The 15,240-nt window shown below is 65.7% G+C and carries 13 protein-coding genes; 8 read left to right on the forward strand and 5 right to left on the reverse strand.

The window, feature by feature from the left end:
- Positions 1 to 254 precede the first annotated feature (254 nt).
- Together EB084_07610 and EB084_07615 are read right to left on the reverse strand one after the other, a co-directional pair.
- Positions 255 to 2,168: a hypothetical protein gene (locus EB084_07610; GenBank protein ID NDD28117.1), complete on the reverse strand. Its 1,914-nt coding sequence runs from the start codon at positions 2,166 to 2,168 to the stop codon at positions 255 to 257.
- Between the two features lie 161 nt (positions 2,169 to 2,329).
- Positions 2,330 to 3,004 carry a flagellar hook basal-body protein gene (locus EB084_07615; GenBank protein ID NDD28118.1) on the reverse strand — a complete coding sequence of 225 codons (675 nt, stop codon included), beginning with the start codon at positions 3,002 to 3,004 and terminating at the stop codon, positions 2,330 to 2,332.
- 431 nt (positions 3,005 to 3,435) lie between these two features.
- Here EB084_07615 and EB084_07620 point away from each other — a divergent pair, with 431 nt between their 5' ends.
- The 5 genes from EB084_07620 (at position 3,436) to flgL (ending at position 8,870) form a co-directional block, all read left to right on the forward strand.
- A complete protein-coding gene (locus EB084_07620; protein NDD28119.1) occupies positions 3,436 to 4,341 on the forward strand; it encodes an HDOD domain-containing protein in 906 nt (301 codons plus the stop codon).
- A 54-nt stretch (positions 4,342 to 4,395) separates the two neighbouring features.
- Positions 4,396 to 4,689, forward strand: coding sequence for a flagellar biosynthesis anti-sigma factor FlgM (gene flgM, locus EB084_07625; GenBank protein NDD28120.1), 294 nt, complete (start codon positions 4,396 to 4,398; stop codon positions 4,687 to 4,689).
- Complete coding sequence (locus EB084_07630) at positions 4,556 to 5,053, forward strand: hypothetical protein (protein ID NDD28121.1); 498 nt, start codon at positions 4,556 to 4,558, stop codon at positions 5,051 to 5,053. The genes flgM and EB084_07630 overlap by 134 nt, the downstream gene beginning before the upstream one ends.
- 212 nt (positions 5,054 to 5,265) lie before the next feature.
- A complete protein-coding gene (gene flgK / locus EB084_07635) occupies positions 5,266 to 7,932 on the forward strand; it encodes a flagellar hook-associated protein FlgK (protein ID NDD28122.1) in 2,667 nt (888 codons plus the stop codon).
- Between the two features lie 20 nt (positions 7,933 to 7,952).
- Complete coding sequence (flgL, locus tag EB084_07640; GenBank protein ID NDD28123.1) at positions 7,953 to 8,870, forward strand: flagellar hook-associated protein 3; 918 nt, start codon at positions 7,953 to 7,955, stop codon at positions 8,868 to 8,870.
- Between the two features lie 158 nt (positions 8,871 to 9,028).
- Here flgL and EB084_07645 read toward each other — a convergent pair whose 3' ends face one another.
- Together EB084_07645 and EB084_07650 are read right to left on the reverse strand one after the other, a co-directional pair.
- Positions 9,029 to 9,970 (reverse strand): hypothetical protein, encoded by a 942-nt coding sequence (locus EB084_07645; GenBank protein ID NDD28124.1) that lies wholly within the window; start codon positions 9,968 to 9,970, stop codon positions 9,029 to 9,031.
- Between the two features lie 28 nt (positions 9,971 to 9,998).
- On the reverse strand, positions 9,999 to 10,799 hold the full coding sequence (locus EB084_07650; protein ID NDD28125.1) for a hypothetical protein: 801 nt from the start codon (positions 10,797 to 10,799) through the stop codon (positions 9,999 to 10,001).
- Positions 10,800 to 11,018: 219 nt separating this feature from the next.
- On the opposite strand from EB084_07650, the gene EB084_07655 reads away from it, so the two are divergent.
- A complete protein-coding gene (locus EB084_07655) occupies positions 11,019 to 11,741 on the forward strand; it encodes a hypothetical protein (protein NDD28126.1) in 723 nt (240 codons plus the stop codon).
- Between the two features lie 12 nt (positions 11,742 to 11,753).
- Here EB084_07655 and fliJ read toward each other — a convergent pair whose 3' ends face one another.
- Positions 11,754 to 12,239 carry a flagellar export protein FliJ gene (gene fliJ, locus EB084_07660; GenBank protein ID NDD28127.1) on the reverse strand — a complete coding sequence of 162 codons (486 nt, stop codon included), beginning with the start codon at positions 12,237 to 12,239 and terminating at the stop codon, positions 11,754 to 11,756.
- A gap of 194 nt (positions 12,240 to 12,433) precedes the next feature.
- On the opposite strand from fliJ, the gene EB084_07665 reads away from it, so the two are divergent.
- Positions 12,434 to 12,904, forward strand: a complete 471-nt coding sequence (locus EB084_07665; GenBank protein ID NDD28128.1) for a response regulator — start codon at positions 12,434 to 12,436, stop codon at positions 12,902 to 12,904.
- Positions 12,757 to 15,060, forward strand: a complete 2,304-nt coding sequence (locus EB084_07670) for a hybrid sensor histidine kinase/response regulator (GenBank protein ID NDD28129.1) — start codon at positions 12,757 to 12,759, stop codon at positions 15,058 to 15,060. The genes EB084_07665 and EB084_07670 overlap by 148 nt, the downstream gene beginning before the upstream one ends.
- Positions 15,061 to 15,240 lie beyond the last annotated feature (180 nt).

Below are 15,240 nucleotides of genomic sequence, written 5' to 3' on the forward strand. Positions count from 1 at the left end.
CTAGGCGGCGTAGCCCCGGGCGCGGCCTTCCCTCCCCTGCCCCCGAACGCGTAGTCGAACGTCTCCCTCGGGCTGCAGACACAACTCGGGAACCTGCCTCGTCTAACGGAAAAGGAAACGGGCCTTCGGCACCACTGCCGACGGCCCGTTTGCGCTTGCGTTGAGCAGCGCTTCCGCCTGGAGGGCCGCGCGCGGCGGGCACCGGCTCGGGCGCGGGAGGCGCTCGAGCGGCGACCGCCACGTCGGCGATCAGGCTACTGAAACAGCTTCATCAGCTGCTGCGGCTGCTGGTTCGCGTTGGCGAGGATGGAGATGGCCTGTTGCTGAAGGATCTGGGCCTTCGTGTAGTTGACCGTCTCCTGCGCGACGTTGGCGTCTTGAATCGACGACAGCGTGGTGGTCATGTTCTGCTGGGCCACCTGGTTGCTGCTGATGGTGGCCTGCAGGGTCTGCTGCTGGAACGCGCCGAGATCGGCGCGCGCCTTGGCGACCTGCGCGATGGCGGCGTCGATGACGCGGAGCGCGTCCTGCGCACCCGCACCGTTCGTGCCACCGGTGACATCGATGTTCGACAGCTTGACGTTCACGCCCGTGAGCACCGTGGTGCCGGTTGCCGACGTACCGAGGTTGTCGGTGGACATGTTCGAGATGCTGGCGGTGCTGGTCTGGCCCGCGAAGGCCCCCAGCTGCATGATGAGGGAGTTGTTCGACACGGTGACAGAGCCAGCGCTGTTGTTCGGCGGCACCGTGGCGCCGGCGTACTTGACGCTGAGACCGTCCTCATCTTCACCCGTGGCGCCCGTAGCCGTCTGACCATTGCCCACGAAGGCGTGGCCGTTGAACGAGCCCTGGACGTCAAGGCCGTCGACCTTGGCGCCGTTGGTCGCCACACTGCCCGCTTGAACAGATGCAATGGTCTCCGCTGTAGTCACCTTCATGAACCGCAGGCCAGCACCGGCGTCGACAGCTGCCGTGTCCGTAGCCACCGAATTGGATACAGCGCCTGCTGTATTGCCCGTGTTCAGGTTCGAGCCGTAGTCGTTGTTGGTGATCTTGAGCTGCATGCTGTTGGTGAGCGAGGCGGTGACCCCGATACCAGCGTTGGAGACGGCCGAGTTGATCTGCTTGACCGCGTCGGCGAGAGAGGTGCCGCTCTTGATGACCACATCCACCGACTTGGCCGAGGTACCGGTCAGGCCATTGCTGAACGACAGGGTCTCATCGACGTTGGTCAGCGCGGACGAGCTGGCCTGTGTGAGCGAACCAGTGCTCAGCGTGGCGTCTGTCATGCCCCAGATGTTGGCGCCGTTCTTGACCGTCACCCGCATCTCGCCCGACGAGTTGGCCGTCGACGTGGTCGTGCTGTCGACCTGGGCTGACTTGATGACGAGGTTGTTGCCATCGTCGGTCGTGGAGGCCACCACCTTGCCCTTGAGGGCCGAGTTGCTGTTGATGGCGTTCACGGCCTGAGACAGGTTCAGTCCGCTGATGTCAACCACCACGTTGCCACCACTCGACGAGAGGTTGCCCGCCGTTGCGATGGTGACGGTGGAGCCCGCAGCCGCTGCGGTGGTGCCCGTGCCGCCCGAGCCGGTGACGGCGACCTGCTTCAAGCCGCCGCCTGCAACCGAGCCCTGGGTGGCCGCCTGGGTGACCTGCATCGTGTAGACGCCGGCCTTGGTGGACGTGGTGGTGTTCGTCACCGACGCATTGGCGTCGGTCGCCGTGCCACCGATGCCCGCGCTGCCGTCGAGCAGCTTCTTGTTGCCGAACTGGGTGTTCGACACGATGCTGCTGATGGTCGACAGGGCGTCCTTGATCTGCTGCTGGTCGGCTGCCTGCGCCGACGCGTCGTTGACACCGGCGTTGGCCGCGTGCAGGGCCAGCGTGCGCATGGCCTGCAGCTGCTTCGAGATCTGGTCCATCGCGCCTTCGGCGGTCTGCACCAGGTTGATGGCGTCATTGGCGTTGGCGATGGCCTGTCCGAGGCCGGTCACCTGCGACTGGTACTTCTGGGCCTGAATGAGCCCCGAAGGATCATCGGCGGCGCTGTTGATGCGCATGCCGCTCGACAGACGACGAACCGACTGGCTGTAGGAAGCCGAGTTGGCCTCGAGGTTGTTGATGATCCCCTGAGCATTCAGGTTTGTGTTGACACTCAAACCCATGGTAGGGTTCCTCCTTCGTTGTGATTACAGACGATTGAATCAACCGTCGAGGCCGTCCCGGGGGCAGACCTCGAACCGCGACGGAGCTTCTCCGACGCGCGTATCGCACTCTCAGCCTGTAGCACTCACCTCCCCCGGGACTTCCAAACGTGTTGCGCTCATCACTTCGTGCGACCCACATCGCGGATGAGCAGGCGCTGAATCTCGTTGTCGATCTGGAGCGACTTCTGGCCGAACTCGAACGACCGCATCGACATCATGTAATCGGTCATCTCGTGCATCGGGTTGACGTTGGCCATCTCTACGTGACCCGTCGTGACCGTTGCGTTCATCGGGGTGAAGGTGGCGCCTGGTGCTTCGTAGGACGCGCGTCCCGCTGGCTGCAGCGCCGCCGCGGCTCCTGGGTCGACCACCAGCAGCTGGGCCACCCGCTGCCCGTTCTGGTGAAGCGAGCCGTCCTCGCCCACATCGACCGGGGCGCGAGGGTCGAGCTTGATGTCGCCCCCCCCGCGCCCCTGCACGGGGCGACCGTCGGCGCTCGTGAGCGTGCCGTCAGCGGTCATCTGGAACGAGCCGTCCCGGGTCAGCTGCTGCCGCCCGTTGCTCGAGAGCACGAACCAGCCGCCGTCACCTTTGATCGACACGTGCATCGCCCCGCCAGTGGCGCTGAGGGTTCCCTGGGTGCGGTCGAGCACGGTCCGGAAGCCGCCGCCGTCGTTGAACGGCAGCATTCGCTTGTAGCCGGAGGTGCTCACGTTCGCCAGGTTCTGAGCCATGACGTCTTGACGCATGACTTCCTCGCGCATCGTGCCGACGACGATCTTGTCGATGGGCATCTCGGTCGCCCCTCTCTGAGACTTCGCCAAGAGTATCGTCAGAAATCCACAACGATTAAGAGGCAGAGGGGGCTTAATTTTCCCGGAGCGATGCCGATAAACATGGCTTGAAGGTGTGTCTTCGCGCCGGACATCCCTTCGGGTCACGAGGCGGCCCTTCGGAGCGCGCGACGCCAGCTCAGCCAGACAGTGCCATGAAGAAGAGATGCCAGGCAGCCTGTAGAAAGAAGTTCACATGCACGCGCGCGTGGGTCACCCCACCTGGCAAGCTGGTCGACCCGGCCCCAGACCCGACCCACGCGAAACCTGCTGAAACCTGCTATACATATATAGTAGGCGCGCAGACCACCAGAGAAGAGGCACGAGAACAGGGTGAACCCGCCTTCTGACAGCAGCGGCGCAAGAATTTTTCGAAAGGGGCTTAACTGATCGTGCCCGATGTCGATAATTGGGTCAGAACTGCAACAGACCACTCGGGCAGTGAACACGGGCTCGAATCGCTCCGGCTGAAGCTGAGGGCGGGCGAGCTGGGGACCCTCCCCTTCGTCATCCAGAATCTGTTGCAGATGCTGTCGAACCCCAACTCGTCGGCGAAGCAGCTAGGACAGGTGGTGGCGGCAGACCAGGCCCTCTCGGCCGCGGTCCTTCGCCTGGCCAACTCGGCCTACTACGGCTTCAGCCAGAAGGTCAGTGACGTACGGCAGGCGGTGACACTGGTCGGCTACGGCTCGCTCCGCGAGCTGGTCATGTCCATCACCAGCTACGATCTGATCTTCAAGCACGGCGGAATGGTGTTCGACCGACAAGAGCTGTGGAACCACGGTCTGGCCGTCGCCTGCACGGCGCGCGTCCTGGCCCGCCGCACTCGCCTGATCCCCGGCGAGGTGGTGTTTGTCGCGGGGATCCTGCATGAAGTCGGGTTCACGCTGATCGATCAGCACGCGCACAACCTGTTCGTGAAGATCGTGACGCACGCCCGCAAGCTGGGGCAGAGCATGGTCACCATCGAACGCGACCTGGTGGGCGTGACGCACGCCGAGGTGGGAATGTGGGCCGCACAGGCCTGGAACCTCCCCCCCGTGCTGCAGAGCGCGATACGCTACCACCACGAGCCGTTCAAAGCTGGCGAGCATGTGCTCCCCGCAGCCATCGTGGCGGCGGCCGACCTGCTGTGCCGCGACCCGTACACCATCGAGCGTGAACAGGTCGAGCAGCTCAGGGTGCTGTCTGACTACCTCAAGCTCACGCGCAACGACCAGGTTGCCGTGATGCAGGCCGCCCAGGATGAGGTCAAGAACGTCAGCTCCTTCCTGGGAGTGGCGACCGGCGCGAAGTAGCGCCGACGGTCGAGGCGCCCACGGCACCGCCGAGGGCACGAAAGAAGAAGTGTCATGAAGATCGAGAGAAACATCGAACCCGAGCGAGTGAATTCGGTGCAGGCCGCCCGCGACATCCAGGCCGTGGGTGGGCAGACTCCCCTCGCCGCGGCCGCCTCGAGCGCGCCGGTGGTGAACCTCTCGGGCAACGCCCAGAACGTGCAGAAGCTCCGCGATGCCGTCGACCAGGCGCCCTCCGTGCGCTCCGAGAAGGTCGAGGCGCTGCGCAAGAAGGTGCAGAGCGGCACGCTCGACATCGATACCCAGAAGCTCGCCGACCTGCTCGAAGGCCAGCTGCGCGATGTCTAGCTCGTGGGAGACGCTCAAGGCGGCGATGGGTGACCTGCTCGCCATCTGCACCACCGAGCAGGAAGCACTCGTGACGATGCAGGCCGAGAAGGTGGCCCTGTGCCAGAACCAGAAGGCGGGCGCCCTCAGCACGGTGCACCGCATCTGGTCTGACCTGGCCGCCCAGGCCGCCAGCGCCCCTCGCGACATCCTCGCCATGGCCGACCAGTGCCGCCGAATCAATGAGACGAACCGCAGCATGCTTTCGCTCACCCTGAAGTGCATCGACCAGATGATGAACGTCGCGGGCGCGACGCGCGCCGCCACCTACGGGCCAAGCGGCGCCCAGGCGATGCAGCGCGGCTTCATGGACGTGCGCATCTAGGCGCTCCCTCTCGGTACCCCCACGCGCCAGCGATGTGGCCCCTGCGCCACACCACGCTGGCGCTTTGCGTCTCCGTGAAGACTGCCCAAAACGATTTCTCGCCCGGACCCGACAGATGACTTAAGAGAGCTCTCGTCGCCGCCGATATAAGGGGAGCGGCGCAGCGGTGAACGCTCACAGATGCGCCCAGAGCATACGCAAGGAGGGCAGACATGGGTTTCGACGGTCTCTCGTACGCATCGCGCGCCCTCCAGTCGTATCAGGCAGCGCTCGACGTCACGGGTCAGAACATCTCGCAGATGAGCGCGCCTGGCTACACGCGCCAGCGCATCACCCCCACGCCTGGCGCAGCTCCCGTGGCGGGCATCAGCGGCAGCAGCGGCTACATCGACGTCACGGCCTACACCGACACGGGCGTGCAGCGGCTGCGCAACAACTTCCTTGACCACGCCTATCGGGCCCAGGCCATCAACGTGGGTTCGACATCGGCCACCAGCACCGTGCTGCAGAAGATCAGCGCCGTCTTCGACGAGACCCGCGCCAACGGCATCATCGCGGCCTCGAACCAGCTCAACAACGCCCTGCTGCAGGCCGGCCAGAAGCCAGCCGACATGCAGCTCCGTCAGGCCGTGCTTTCACAGGCCAGCGCCCTGGCCAGCACATTTCAAGACAAGTCGAACCAGCTGCAGCAGGCGGCCAGTGACGCCCAGAACCAGATGAACGAGGCGCTGGCTTCGGTGAACAGCGCCTTGCAGCAGCTGGCCACCCTGAACAACTACCTTCCCGGAAACCCCACCACCGATACCAACGCCGTGCTCGACAAGCGCGACCGCATCCTCGACGACCTGTCGAAGAGCCTGGGCATCACGGTGGCGCCCCAGCCCCAGGGAGACCTCGTGGTCTACGCCGGGGGCATTCCGCTCGTGTTCGGTCACACCGCGCGCACCCTGCAGGCCACCACCGACACCAGCGGACACGTCACCATCTCGACGGAGACCGGCAAGCCGGTGGTGCCATCGGGGGGCCAGCTCGGCGCGCTGCTCACCCTGCAGAACGACACCATCCCCGGAATCGTGAACCGGATCAACACCCTGGCCACGACCCTGGCGAGCAACGTGAATCAGCGCCTGGCCAACAGCTATGACCTGCAGGGCGTGTCGGGGTCTCCGATGTTCAAGGTGTTCGCGGGTGCGAACGGCGTGGCCACGAGCCCCGACGTGCAGTTCGTCTCCGCCACGGGGCTCACGGCCCCGGGCACCTACGACGTGAAGATCACCCAAGCCGCGGCACAAGGCCACGTGCAGGGACGCGCCCTCACCGTGGCGCAGGTGAGTGGCTCGGGCGGCACAGCCAATCAGGTAGCGCCTCCGGGCGCAACGCTCACCATTCAGGTGGGGGGCAACAGCGTGCCGCTGGCCATCGGTGGCAACGGCCTCTCCGACGTGATCAACACCATCAACAACAACCCCACCCTTCGCAATCTGGTGACCGCCTCGGCCTCGGGTTCGAACCTCGTTCTGACCACACAGGGCATCTCGAACAGCACCGCCGACCTCACCGTGACCTTCAACAGCCCGACAAACGCCTTCGGCCTGAACGCAGGTGGAGGTGGCGTGCAGACCACGGTGGAGACAAGCGCGGGAGCACGCGCACGCCTGGCCAGCAACGAGACGCTCACCTTCACCAACGGCGCGGGGCTGAACACCCAGATCACCCTCACCGCAGGCACCATCATCTCGACTGCGGTCACGCAGGTGAACACCGTGCTGCAGGCCGCTGGTATCGATGTGACCGCCGCATTTGGCGCAGGCGTCTTCAGCCTAACCAACAATGCCTACGGCAGCGGCGCGAACGTGAAGAACACGGTGACCTCGTCGCTCGACAACTCGCTGGCCGCCAACGGTCTCGGACTGATGACGGTGGCCAACACCGTGGGCACCATCGCTGACGCAGCGAACGCCGTGCTCTTCAATCAGCAGAGCGCAGGGCAGGACGTGGCGGGAAGCATCAGCGGCAACCCCGCAACCGGGGTGGGACAGATCCTCACCGGCACGAGCGGGGGCCCCACGGGACTGGCCCTTCGCTTCACAGGCACGGCTCCGCCTGTCGGGTTCGACGCCGGCCAGATCAGCGTCACCAACGGGAAACCGGTGCTGCAGATGTCGATGGTGCTCACCGACCCCGGCAAGCTGGCCCTCGCAACGGGCTCGATGCAGAGCGCTGCGGCCCTCACATCGAAGACGACCCCCATCAACCCCGGGCTGTCGCTGGCGAGCTCGAACACCCTCTTCAGCGTGCCACTCGGCACCACCAGCGGCACGCTGCTGGTGAACGGGCAGCAGGTGAACTGGGACAACAGCCAGACCCTCAACGACGTGCTCTCGAGCCTGCCTGGCGTGCACGCGACCTTCGATCCGGCCTCCCAGACGGTCATGCTGGTGCGCGATCCGTCGGTGGGCAAGACCGGCCCCGCCATCACAATCTCTGACCTCACGGGCAATCTCGCCGCCACGCTCGGCCTCGACACGGCCGTCATGAGCAACGGGGTGCCCGGCAGCGGAGACACCGCGCAGTCGCTGATGGACGCGGTGAGCGGTCCGGCCGTGGACGTCGGACAGCCCCCCATGGGAATCGAGGGCATGCGGGTGTTCGAAAGCGACATCGCGCTGCAGGCCTCCCTCGCCACCCAGGCCAGCACGGCGGCGGAGCAGGTGCAGACCGCCCTCGACACCCAGCGCCAGCAGGTCAGCGGCGTGAACATCGATCAAGAATCTGTCGACCTCATCCAATACCAGCGCGCCTACGAGAGCGCGGTGCAGCTCGCCAAGGCACAAGACTCGCTGCTCACCACGCTCATCAGCATGGTGAACTCGCGCTGAGCGAGACAGGAGGCTGACCCATGAGAATCACAAGCGCAATCCAGTACGGCGCCATGCAGGAGAACATCGCGCAGGCAACCGCGCAGATGTACAAGTATCAGCAGCAGGTCTCGAGCGGCAAGGCCCTCAGCGCAGCCACCGACGACCCGGTGGCCTATGCGCGGGTGACGCAGCTGAAGCAGTCGACCACCCAGCAGGAGCAGTACTCGCAGACCATCCGCACGGTGGAGACATCGATGCAGAGCTACGAATCGAACCTGCAGAACGTCACCCGTCTGATGAACCAGGCCCGCTCCCTCGGGCTGCAGGCCGCCAACGACACAATCGATGCCCAGGCGCGCACCCAGATCGCCTCGCAGATCGACTCCCTCGTCAGTCAGGCCCTCCAGGCCGCGAATGCCAACAGCAACGGGCACTTCATCTACGGAGGGAGCAAGGATCAGACTTCGCCCTACACGGCGGTGACCGACGCGACAGGCAAGGTCACGGGAGTCACCTACAACGGCGACGCACGGGTTGCCTCGGCCGATGTGGGGGGGGGCGCCAAGGTGAAGACCGGGGTGAGTGGCGCCGATGTCTTCGGTGTGACTCCGGGAGACCCCAACAGCGTCATCGGTTCGCTCATCGCCCTGCGTGATCAGATCACCAGCGGCAAGGCCCAAAGCATCTCTGACTCGATCCAGGGCATCGACAACGCGATGCAGAGCGTGTCCGGAACGAGGGCGCAGGTGGGCGTGCGCATGCAGCATCTGGGCGCCCTGGCCCAGGTGAATCAAGAGACCCTCACCGCCATCAAGGGCGAGCAGTCGTCGCTGGAAGACACAAACCTTCCCGACGCCATGACCAACCTCATGAGGATGCAGACGACCTACCAGGCTGCCCTCACCGTTGCCGCCAAGGCCTCGCAGCAGACCAGCCTGCTGAGCAAGCTGCAGTAGAACCGAGACCACCCACGCGCTTCTGGTTGCACAGCCTCCAGGCCCAGCGCTCGAGACAAAGCCGCTGAAGGCCGCTCCCAGAGAAATAAAACCCCCCCGTCAACCGCGGGGGGGTTTCTCTTCCAGAGGCCGCAGGCTACGGCGTGTTCGTGACTCACTCAGGGCTGCGCGTCGCCCGTTGAGAGCGATGCGATGGCGTCCTTGATGAGGCGCGACTGGTTCTCGGTCGTGGCGCTCAGGCCAGGGAGATGCGCCGTGAGACGCGCACGCTCGTCCGGTGTGAGGCACGACAGGATCTGCTTGCGAAGGGCCGTCTGACGCTTGCGCGCATCGGCATACGTGGCCTGGGCCGCGTCGATCTGGGCCGCCTGGGAGCGGCTGAGCATCACCGAGGTGTTCTCGAGCGCGATGGCCCCGCGCAGAACCTCGTCGGCCGTGAGGGCGGCCGCCTCGTCGAGCGGACGACCTGCATCTGCGGGAACCTCGGCACCATCGGCCACCTTGGTCAGCACGGTGTGAACCTTGTCTTCGAGCTCTGCGCCTTGCATGGCGGCGTACTGCTCACCCTGGATGAGCGGGAGCATCGTCTTTAGCTGCTCGTCTGAGAATGCGGCGCGCGCCTGGTCGAGCGCCTTGCGCCCCTCGTCATTGGCCTGCTGGAGCTGGGTCAGGGCATCGACCATCTCGGTGCGGCGGGCATCATCGAGGGTGAGGTCAACCTGGGGAATCGCACCGGCCAGGGCGAGGCAGACGTCATTGGCGCGCAGCGGGCGACGCACCGAAGCCGCCGGGCGCGCGGCACGCGCCTCGACGTGCGGCTCGGTCTTCGGCACCGCAGAGAGCGCTCGGGGACGCACCGATCTGCGGGGCTGCGCGGGCGGCGTGCTGAGCGCTCGCTCCTCTCCCAGGCTCGCAGCCTCGCGCATGGACGGCAGCGAAGCCGCCGACACAGGTGCGCATCGCTTGACCACCCAGAGCGCCTGCCCGATCACCAGAATCATCAACAGGCACAGCACCGTGAATCGCGATACAGCCGGCGTCTGGGTGGTGGGGGCGACACGCCCGCGTCCGTACGGGGTGAGCTCGAGGTTCTGCAGCATGATCTGTTCGGCTCCTTCTCCAGATGAATCAATCTTCGGTTGATGAGGTCACGGGAATGCCCCAGCGCTTGCGGAGCGAGGCCGCCACATCTTCTCCCACGAGCTCCTCGCCCTGGGGCGCGGGAGCGCTGGGGGCCTGGGTCACGACGATGGTCTCCGCACGGCGCATGATCTCCTCGAAATCGAGGGGGCGCTCGACGATGGACGGTCGCTCGGTTTCGACCGCAGCGGTGGGGGCCACCCCTGCAACCGAGGTCGCGGCAGCCGCGGGTGTGCCGATGGAGAGCCCCATTCGCAGCGAACCCACCCAGAGCTCGAAGTTGAAGCCCCGGCGCTCGGGGGAAGGTGCGGACGCAGGTGCCAGGATCCCAGCCCCCTCGCGGTCACGGTCGCTCGAACGGCCGCGGCGGGCGGACTTCGAAGCACGTGCGCTCACCGCGCGCGGCACGAGCAGGAGCGTCGCCGCCGAACAAGCCACCGATGACACCCCCCACGCCACCGTGGGGCGAAGCCACGCGCAGGCCAGCGTGAGGTATCCCACCGCCAGGCACCCGAAGACGAGAACCGCCCGCCCACGGCCCGACGCGGCTCGGGGACGTGCCACGGGCTCATCGCCCATGGGCGGGAGCTCATCGCTCATCACGACGTCGAGTCGACCGCCTCCCGTCGCTGCGGCAACGGGCCGCCCGACCGGCAGCATCAGCTGCAGACCGAGGGCCGCGCTGCACGCCGCCGAGACGGCGAAGTGCATGTCACTTCCGCTGACGAAGGCCATGAACAGCCCGAGGAAGCCCAGGGTCACCATTGCGTAGAAGGGCAGACGGGCCATTCGTTCATCTCCTTCCCTTCTCTCGGCGCTGACGCCGAGGGAAGGACTTGCTGATTCGACCGGCGTAGACGCGACACGACCGATCTGTGGGGGCAGACCAGCGAACCTCTGCCGTCAGCACACCTGTCGAGGTGCACTGACCGGCGTCGATTCTCTGGCTCGGTCACTTGCATTGTCGATGCACCCAGAGAACACTTCTGCGCGGGGAGGGAAATTTTCATGAAGTGGCTGCGCGCTCTGCAGCAGGCGTTTCGCCCCGCCTCTGATTCCAGCTCCGCCTACACGGAGAAGCGCGACACCTGGCGCGTGTTCCACGAGGTGAGGCTCGAAGGGGTGCGCGCGTCCGGCGAGCGGGTCGAGCTCATCTCAACCAACTTCGGTCCCGGCGGCATGGGCGTCGAGAGCACGAAGCCCATGAAGAAGAACGACACGCTGAAGCTGGATCTCGAGCTCCCGGGGGTGCAGGCCGAGGCCTCGGCCCGTGCTGTCTGGGTGAATCGCACCTCGAGCGGCGGCGCCTACGAAGTCGGCCTGAAGTTCGCCGCGGGCTCGCGTGAGTTCGTGCAGACCCTTCTCGACGATTGTCGCTTGTCCATCCAGAACCCGAAGGAGCGTCGACGGCTGCCACGCGTTCGGGTCGACAGCATGGGCGCCGAGATCGGGCTGCCCACCGGTCAGGTGATCCGGGCGCGCGTGCAAGACCTCTCGGTGGGGGGAGCGCTGCTGCTGAGCACCGTCAGCCTCGAGAAGGGAACGCGCTTCACTGTCCGCGTGAACCTGGGGGAACAGGTGGAGGCCCTCATCTTCCAGGCGAGGGTGGTTCGAATCGGTCCCCCCGGCGAGCTGCGAACCATTCCCCTCTCGGTGCAGTTCCTCGAGATCTCCGATAGCCAGCGAAACGTGCTGGCCTCATACGTGGGCAGGCTCCTTCAGTCGGACTGATGGCGGGAGCGCTCACGGCGCACTGCCGTCAGCACCGGGAGAGTCGACACCCTGCCCTCCCTTTCGCTGCCGGGTAGACGACATCTCGTCGAGATACAACGTCTCAGCCCGCTGCTGCTCCTTGGTGTAGTCCTCGAACTGACGCTCACGCAGCTTCTCGACCGCCTTCTTCTGCTGGGTGGCCCGGACGAGCTCGGCGCGAACTCGGTCCACCTCGGCATCGGCATCGGCGATGCGCGCGCGCTGCGCGTGCATGCGTCCATCGAGCGCGCCGATGTACTCCATGTAGGTCATGACCTCATGGATGTCGACCACGCCGCGCTGTCGACGCTCGAGCTCGGCACGATAGGTCGCCGCGGTGGCCTCCAGCTCTGCAAGCACGACCCGTTCCGCCTCAGAGATGCGCATGCGCTCGGCCAGCCGGGCCTGCACACGCTGCTCTCCGAGCTTGCGCATCTCGAGGAGCGACTCGAGCTGAAAGGTAAACTTGCGGGCCAATTGAAACTCCTCATGAACGCAGTCGCGTCTGACGCGCACGCGCTCTCATGCGCTCATCTTAGAGATGAGGCGCCCCAGACGTCAATGGGAAGCATCATGCCGGATCTGTCGCGAACCACGAGAATCAGAGGCACATCCTGGAGAGCCTGCCTGTGGGGAGTGGCGGCGAGCAGTTCGGAAGAGGGGGTGAAGCTGTGCACTCGATGACAGCGCTCGTGGTCGACGACTCCCGCGTGGCGCGCATCGCCGTGATGCAAGGCCTGCGCGAGTCGAAGCTGGCGAGCTTCACCTTCGTCGAGGCGCCCGATGGGATCGAAGCGCTCGAGATCCTCGCAAACGAGGCCATCGACATCATCTTCCTCGACTGGAACCTCCCCCATCTCGACGGGCCCGAAGTGGTCAAGGAGCTGCGCCGAAGCCGTCGCACGGCAAGCATTCCCGTCGTCATGGTGACCTCTGAGCGCTCGCTGGGGAAGCTCATGCAGGCCGTCGATGACTCAGAGGTCGACGGTTACGTGTGCAAGCCCTTCACCGTCGACGAACTCGTACAGCGCTTGACCCCCCTGTTCGAGCAGATCCGTTCGGGCAGGCCACGTGGTGCGAAGAAGGATGCGGGTGCAGAGAAGAAGGGCGGCTTTCTCCGGCGGCTGCTCGGCCGCGAGTGAGACGAGACGCGGCAGGTCACCCGAGCACGCAGGCGGAGAACGTGTTGAACGAGCTTCTGAAAGGGTTCATCGCCGAGACGAACGAGTCGCTCTCCCGACTCGAGAGCGACCTGACCGACCTGCGCAAGACCCCACTCGACGAGGGGCTTGTGGGAAGCATCTTCCGCGTCTTTCACAACCTGAAGGGAAACGCGGGCCTGTGCGCTCTCCCGCGGCTCGAAGCGCTGGCGCACGCCGCGGAGACCCTGCTTGACGCCGTGCGCGATCACCGCGTGAACGCCGATGAACCCGTGATTCGCGCCCTTCTTGCCGCGGCAGACGCCGCAAAGAACCAGGTCGATCACATCGCGGTGAGCGGTCGTGAGCTGGAGGCCGACCACACCGACCTGAAGCGCGTCCTGGTCGACCTCGCCTCCGGTGCCATGCCCGAAAGCAACCCCAGATCGGCCGAGCGCGCAGACACCACCGACCCATCGCTCTGGGTCGGGCTGGAAGGCAGCGTGCGCATCGACGTTCCCCTGCTCGACGGACTGCTCGAACGAGCACAGCGGCTTTCCACCGCGGCGGCGCAGCTGACGCGACACGCCGCGACCATTGGCAAAGACCCCAGTCTCAACCGTCTCTCCACCACCATCGGTGCGCTCTCCGACGAGATCGAGGAGCTGACCCTCCGCGCTCGTCTGCAACCCATCGGCACGGTCTTCGACAAATACCCCCGTCTCGCGCGACGGCTGCAGGCGAGCGCTGATCGAAGCCTCGAGCTGCGCATCCAGGGGCGCGACGTGCAGATCGATCGCACCATCCTCGAGGCCATCACCGACCCCATCACCCAGCTGGTTCGCAACGCCGTGGTGCACGGCATCGAGACAACCGAGAGCCGCATGCAGGCCGGCAAGCGCCCGACGGGGCGGCTCGATCTCCGCGCCCACGCAGAAGACCGGTATGTTCACATCGAGATCAGCGATGACGGAGCCGGCATCGATCCGGCAAGGGTTCGTGCAAAAGCAGTGGAGATGGGCCTGATCGGTGCAGACGAGGCCCAACGGCTCAGTCATGCCGACACCATGCGCCTCATCTTTGCGCCGGGCTTCTCGCTCTCCGCGGAAGTCACGCGCCTGAGCGGACGAGGCGTGGGACTCGACGTGGTGAAGACCAACCTCGAGAGCGTGGGCGCGACCATACAGGTCGAGAGCCGGGTGGGACGAGGCACGACGTTCACCTTGCGCATTCCCGCAACCCTGTCGTATCCGCTGTCGCTGGTGTTCTCGTGGGGCGGGAACCGCTACGCGGTTCCAGAGGAACGCCTGCTTGAGATCATTGCCGTCGCACCGCAGGCTCGCGCCGAGAGATACGAGACTGTGCGCGGCATTCGCACCTACCGCCTCCGCGACAGCCGGCTGCCCCTGGTCCTCCCCCCGAGCCATGATGACACCGAGCACATCTGGGAGTTCATCATCGCGCTGCAAGGCGACGACGCTCCTTTCGGCGTGGTGGCAGAATCGATTCACGGCAGCGAGAAGCTGACGGTGCGCCCGCTCCCGGACACCCGCGCGGCCCGCACAGGAATTCTGGGAACCGCCTCGCGCGGCAACCGGGAGATGACGTGGGTGCTCGACCCGGTGGGCCTCTCCGCCGGTCTGAACTCCGCGTTCAAGCGCCAGGCCACGCGCAAGCCCGCGTTGCGCGCCGCACGCGTGAAATCACCGAGCCCGCGGGAACCCGCGGGCCGCGCTTCACAAGGCGCCCGGCGCGGGCCCACGCCCCCCACACCCGTGACGCGACCGCGGCGCGCGCTCATCGTTGATGACACCGCCTCGATGCGACGCCTCATGCGACGCATGCTGGCCGAGCTCGGATTTGAGATCGAGGAGGCGCTGAACGGCCGCGAGGCGCTCGAACGTCTCTCGTCACACGAGGGGATCGAGTTGATCATGGTCGATTGGAACATGCCGGAGATGAACGGCATCGACTTCATCCGATCGGTGCGTGCCAATCCCCGCTACAACCCCATCACGATCATGATGGTCTCCACCGAGGCCGATCAGCGGAAGGTCACGCGCGCGCTCGAGGCTGGGGCAGACGATTACATCAGAAAGCCCTTCACCCCCACCGTGATTGCCAAGAAGCTCGGCCTCATCGGCTGGATCGCCCAATGACCCTGGCGGCGAGAGCCGACGTCGCGGGCCACGGCTGCACCTCTTGCACCCGAGGGAGACAAAATTGCGGAGAGGGCTTAACTGCCGCTCGTATGAGCCGATAACGACCGGGGACGCAGACCGCCGGACCGGCAGAGACGAGGCAGAGCCATGGACGCTGCAGCAGACGTGACGTCACGA

It is taken from the genome of Pseudomonadota bacterium, from assembly GCA_010028905.1.
Taxonomy (GTDB): Bacteria; Vulcanimicrobiota; Xenobia; order RGZZ01; family RGZZ01; genus RGZZ01.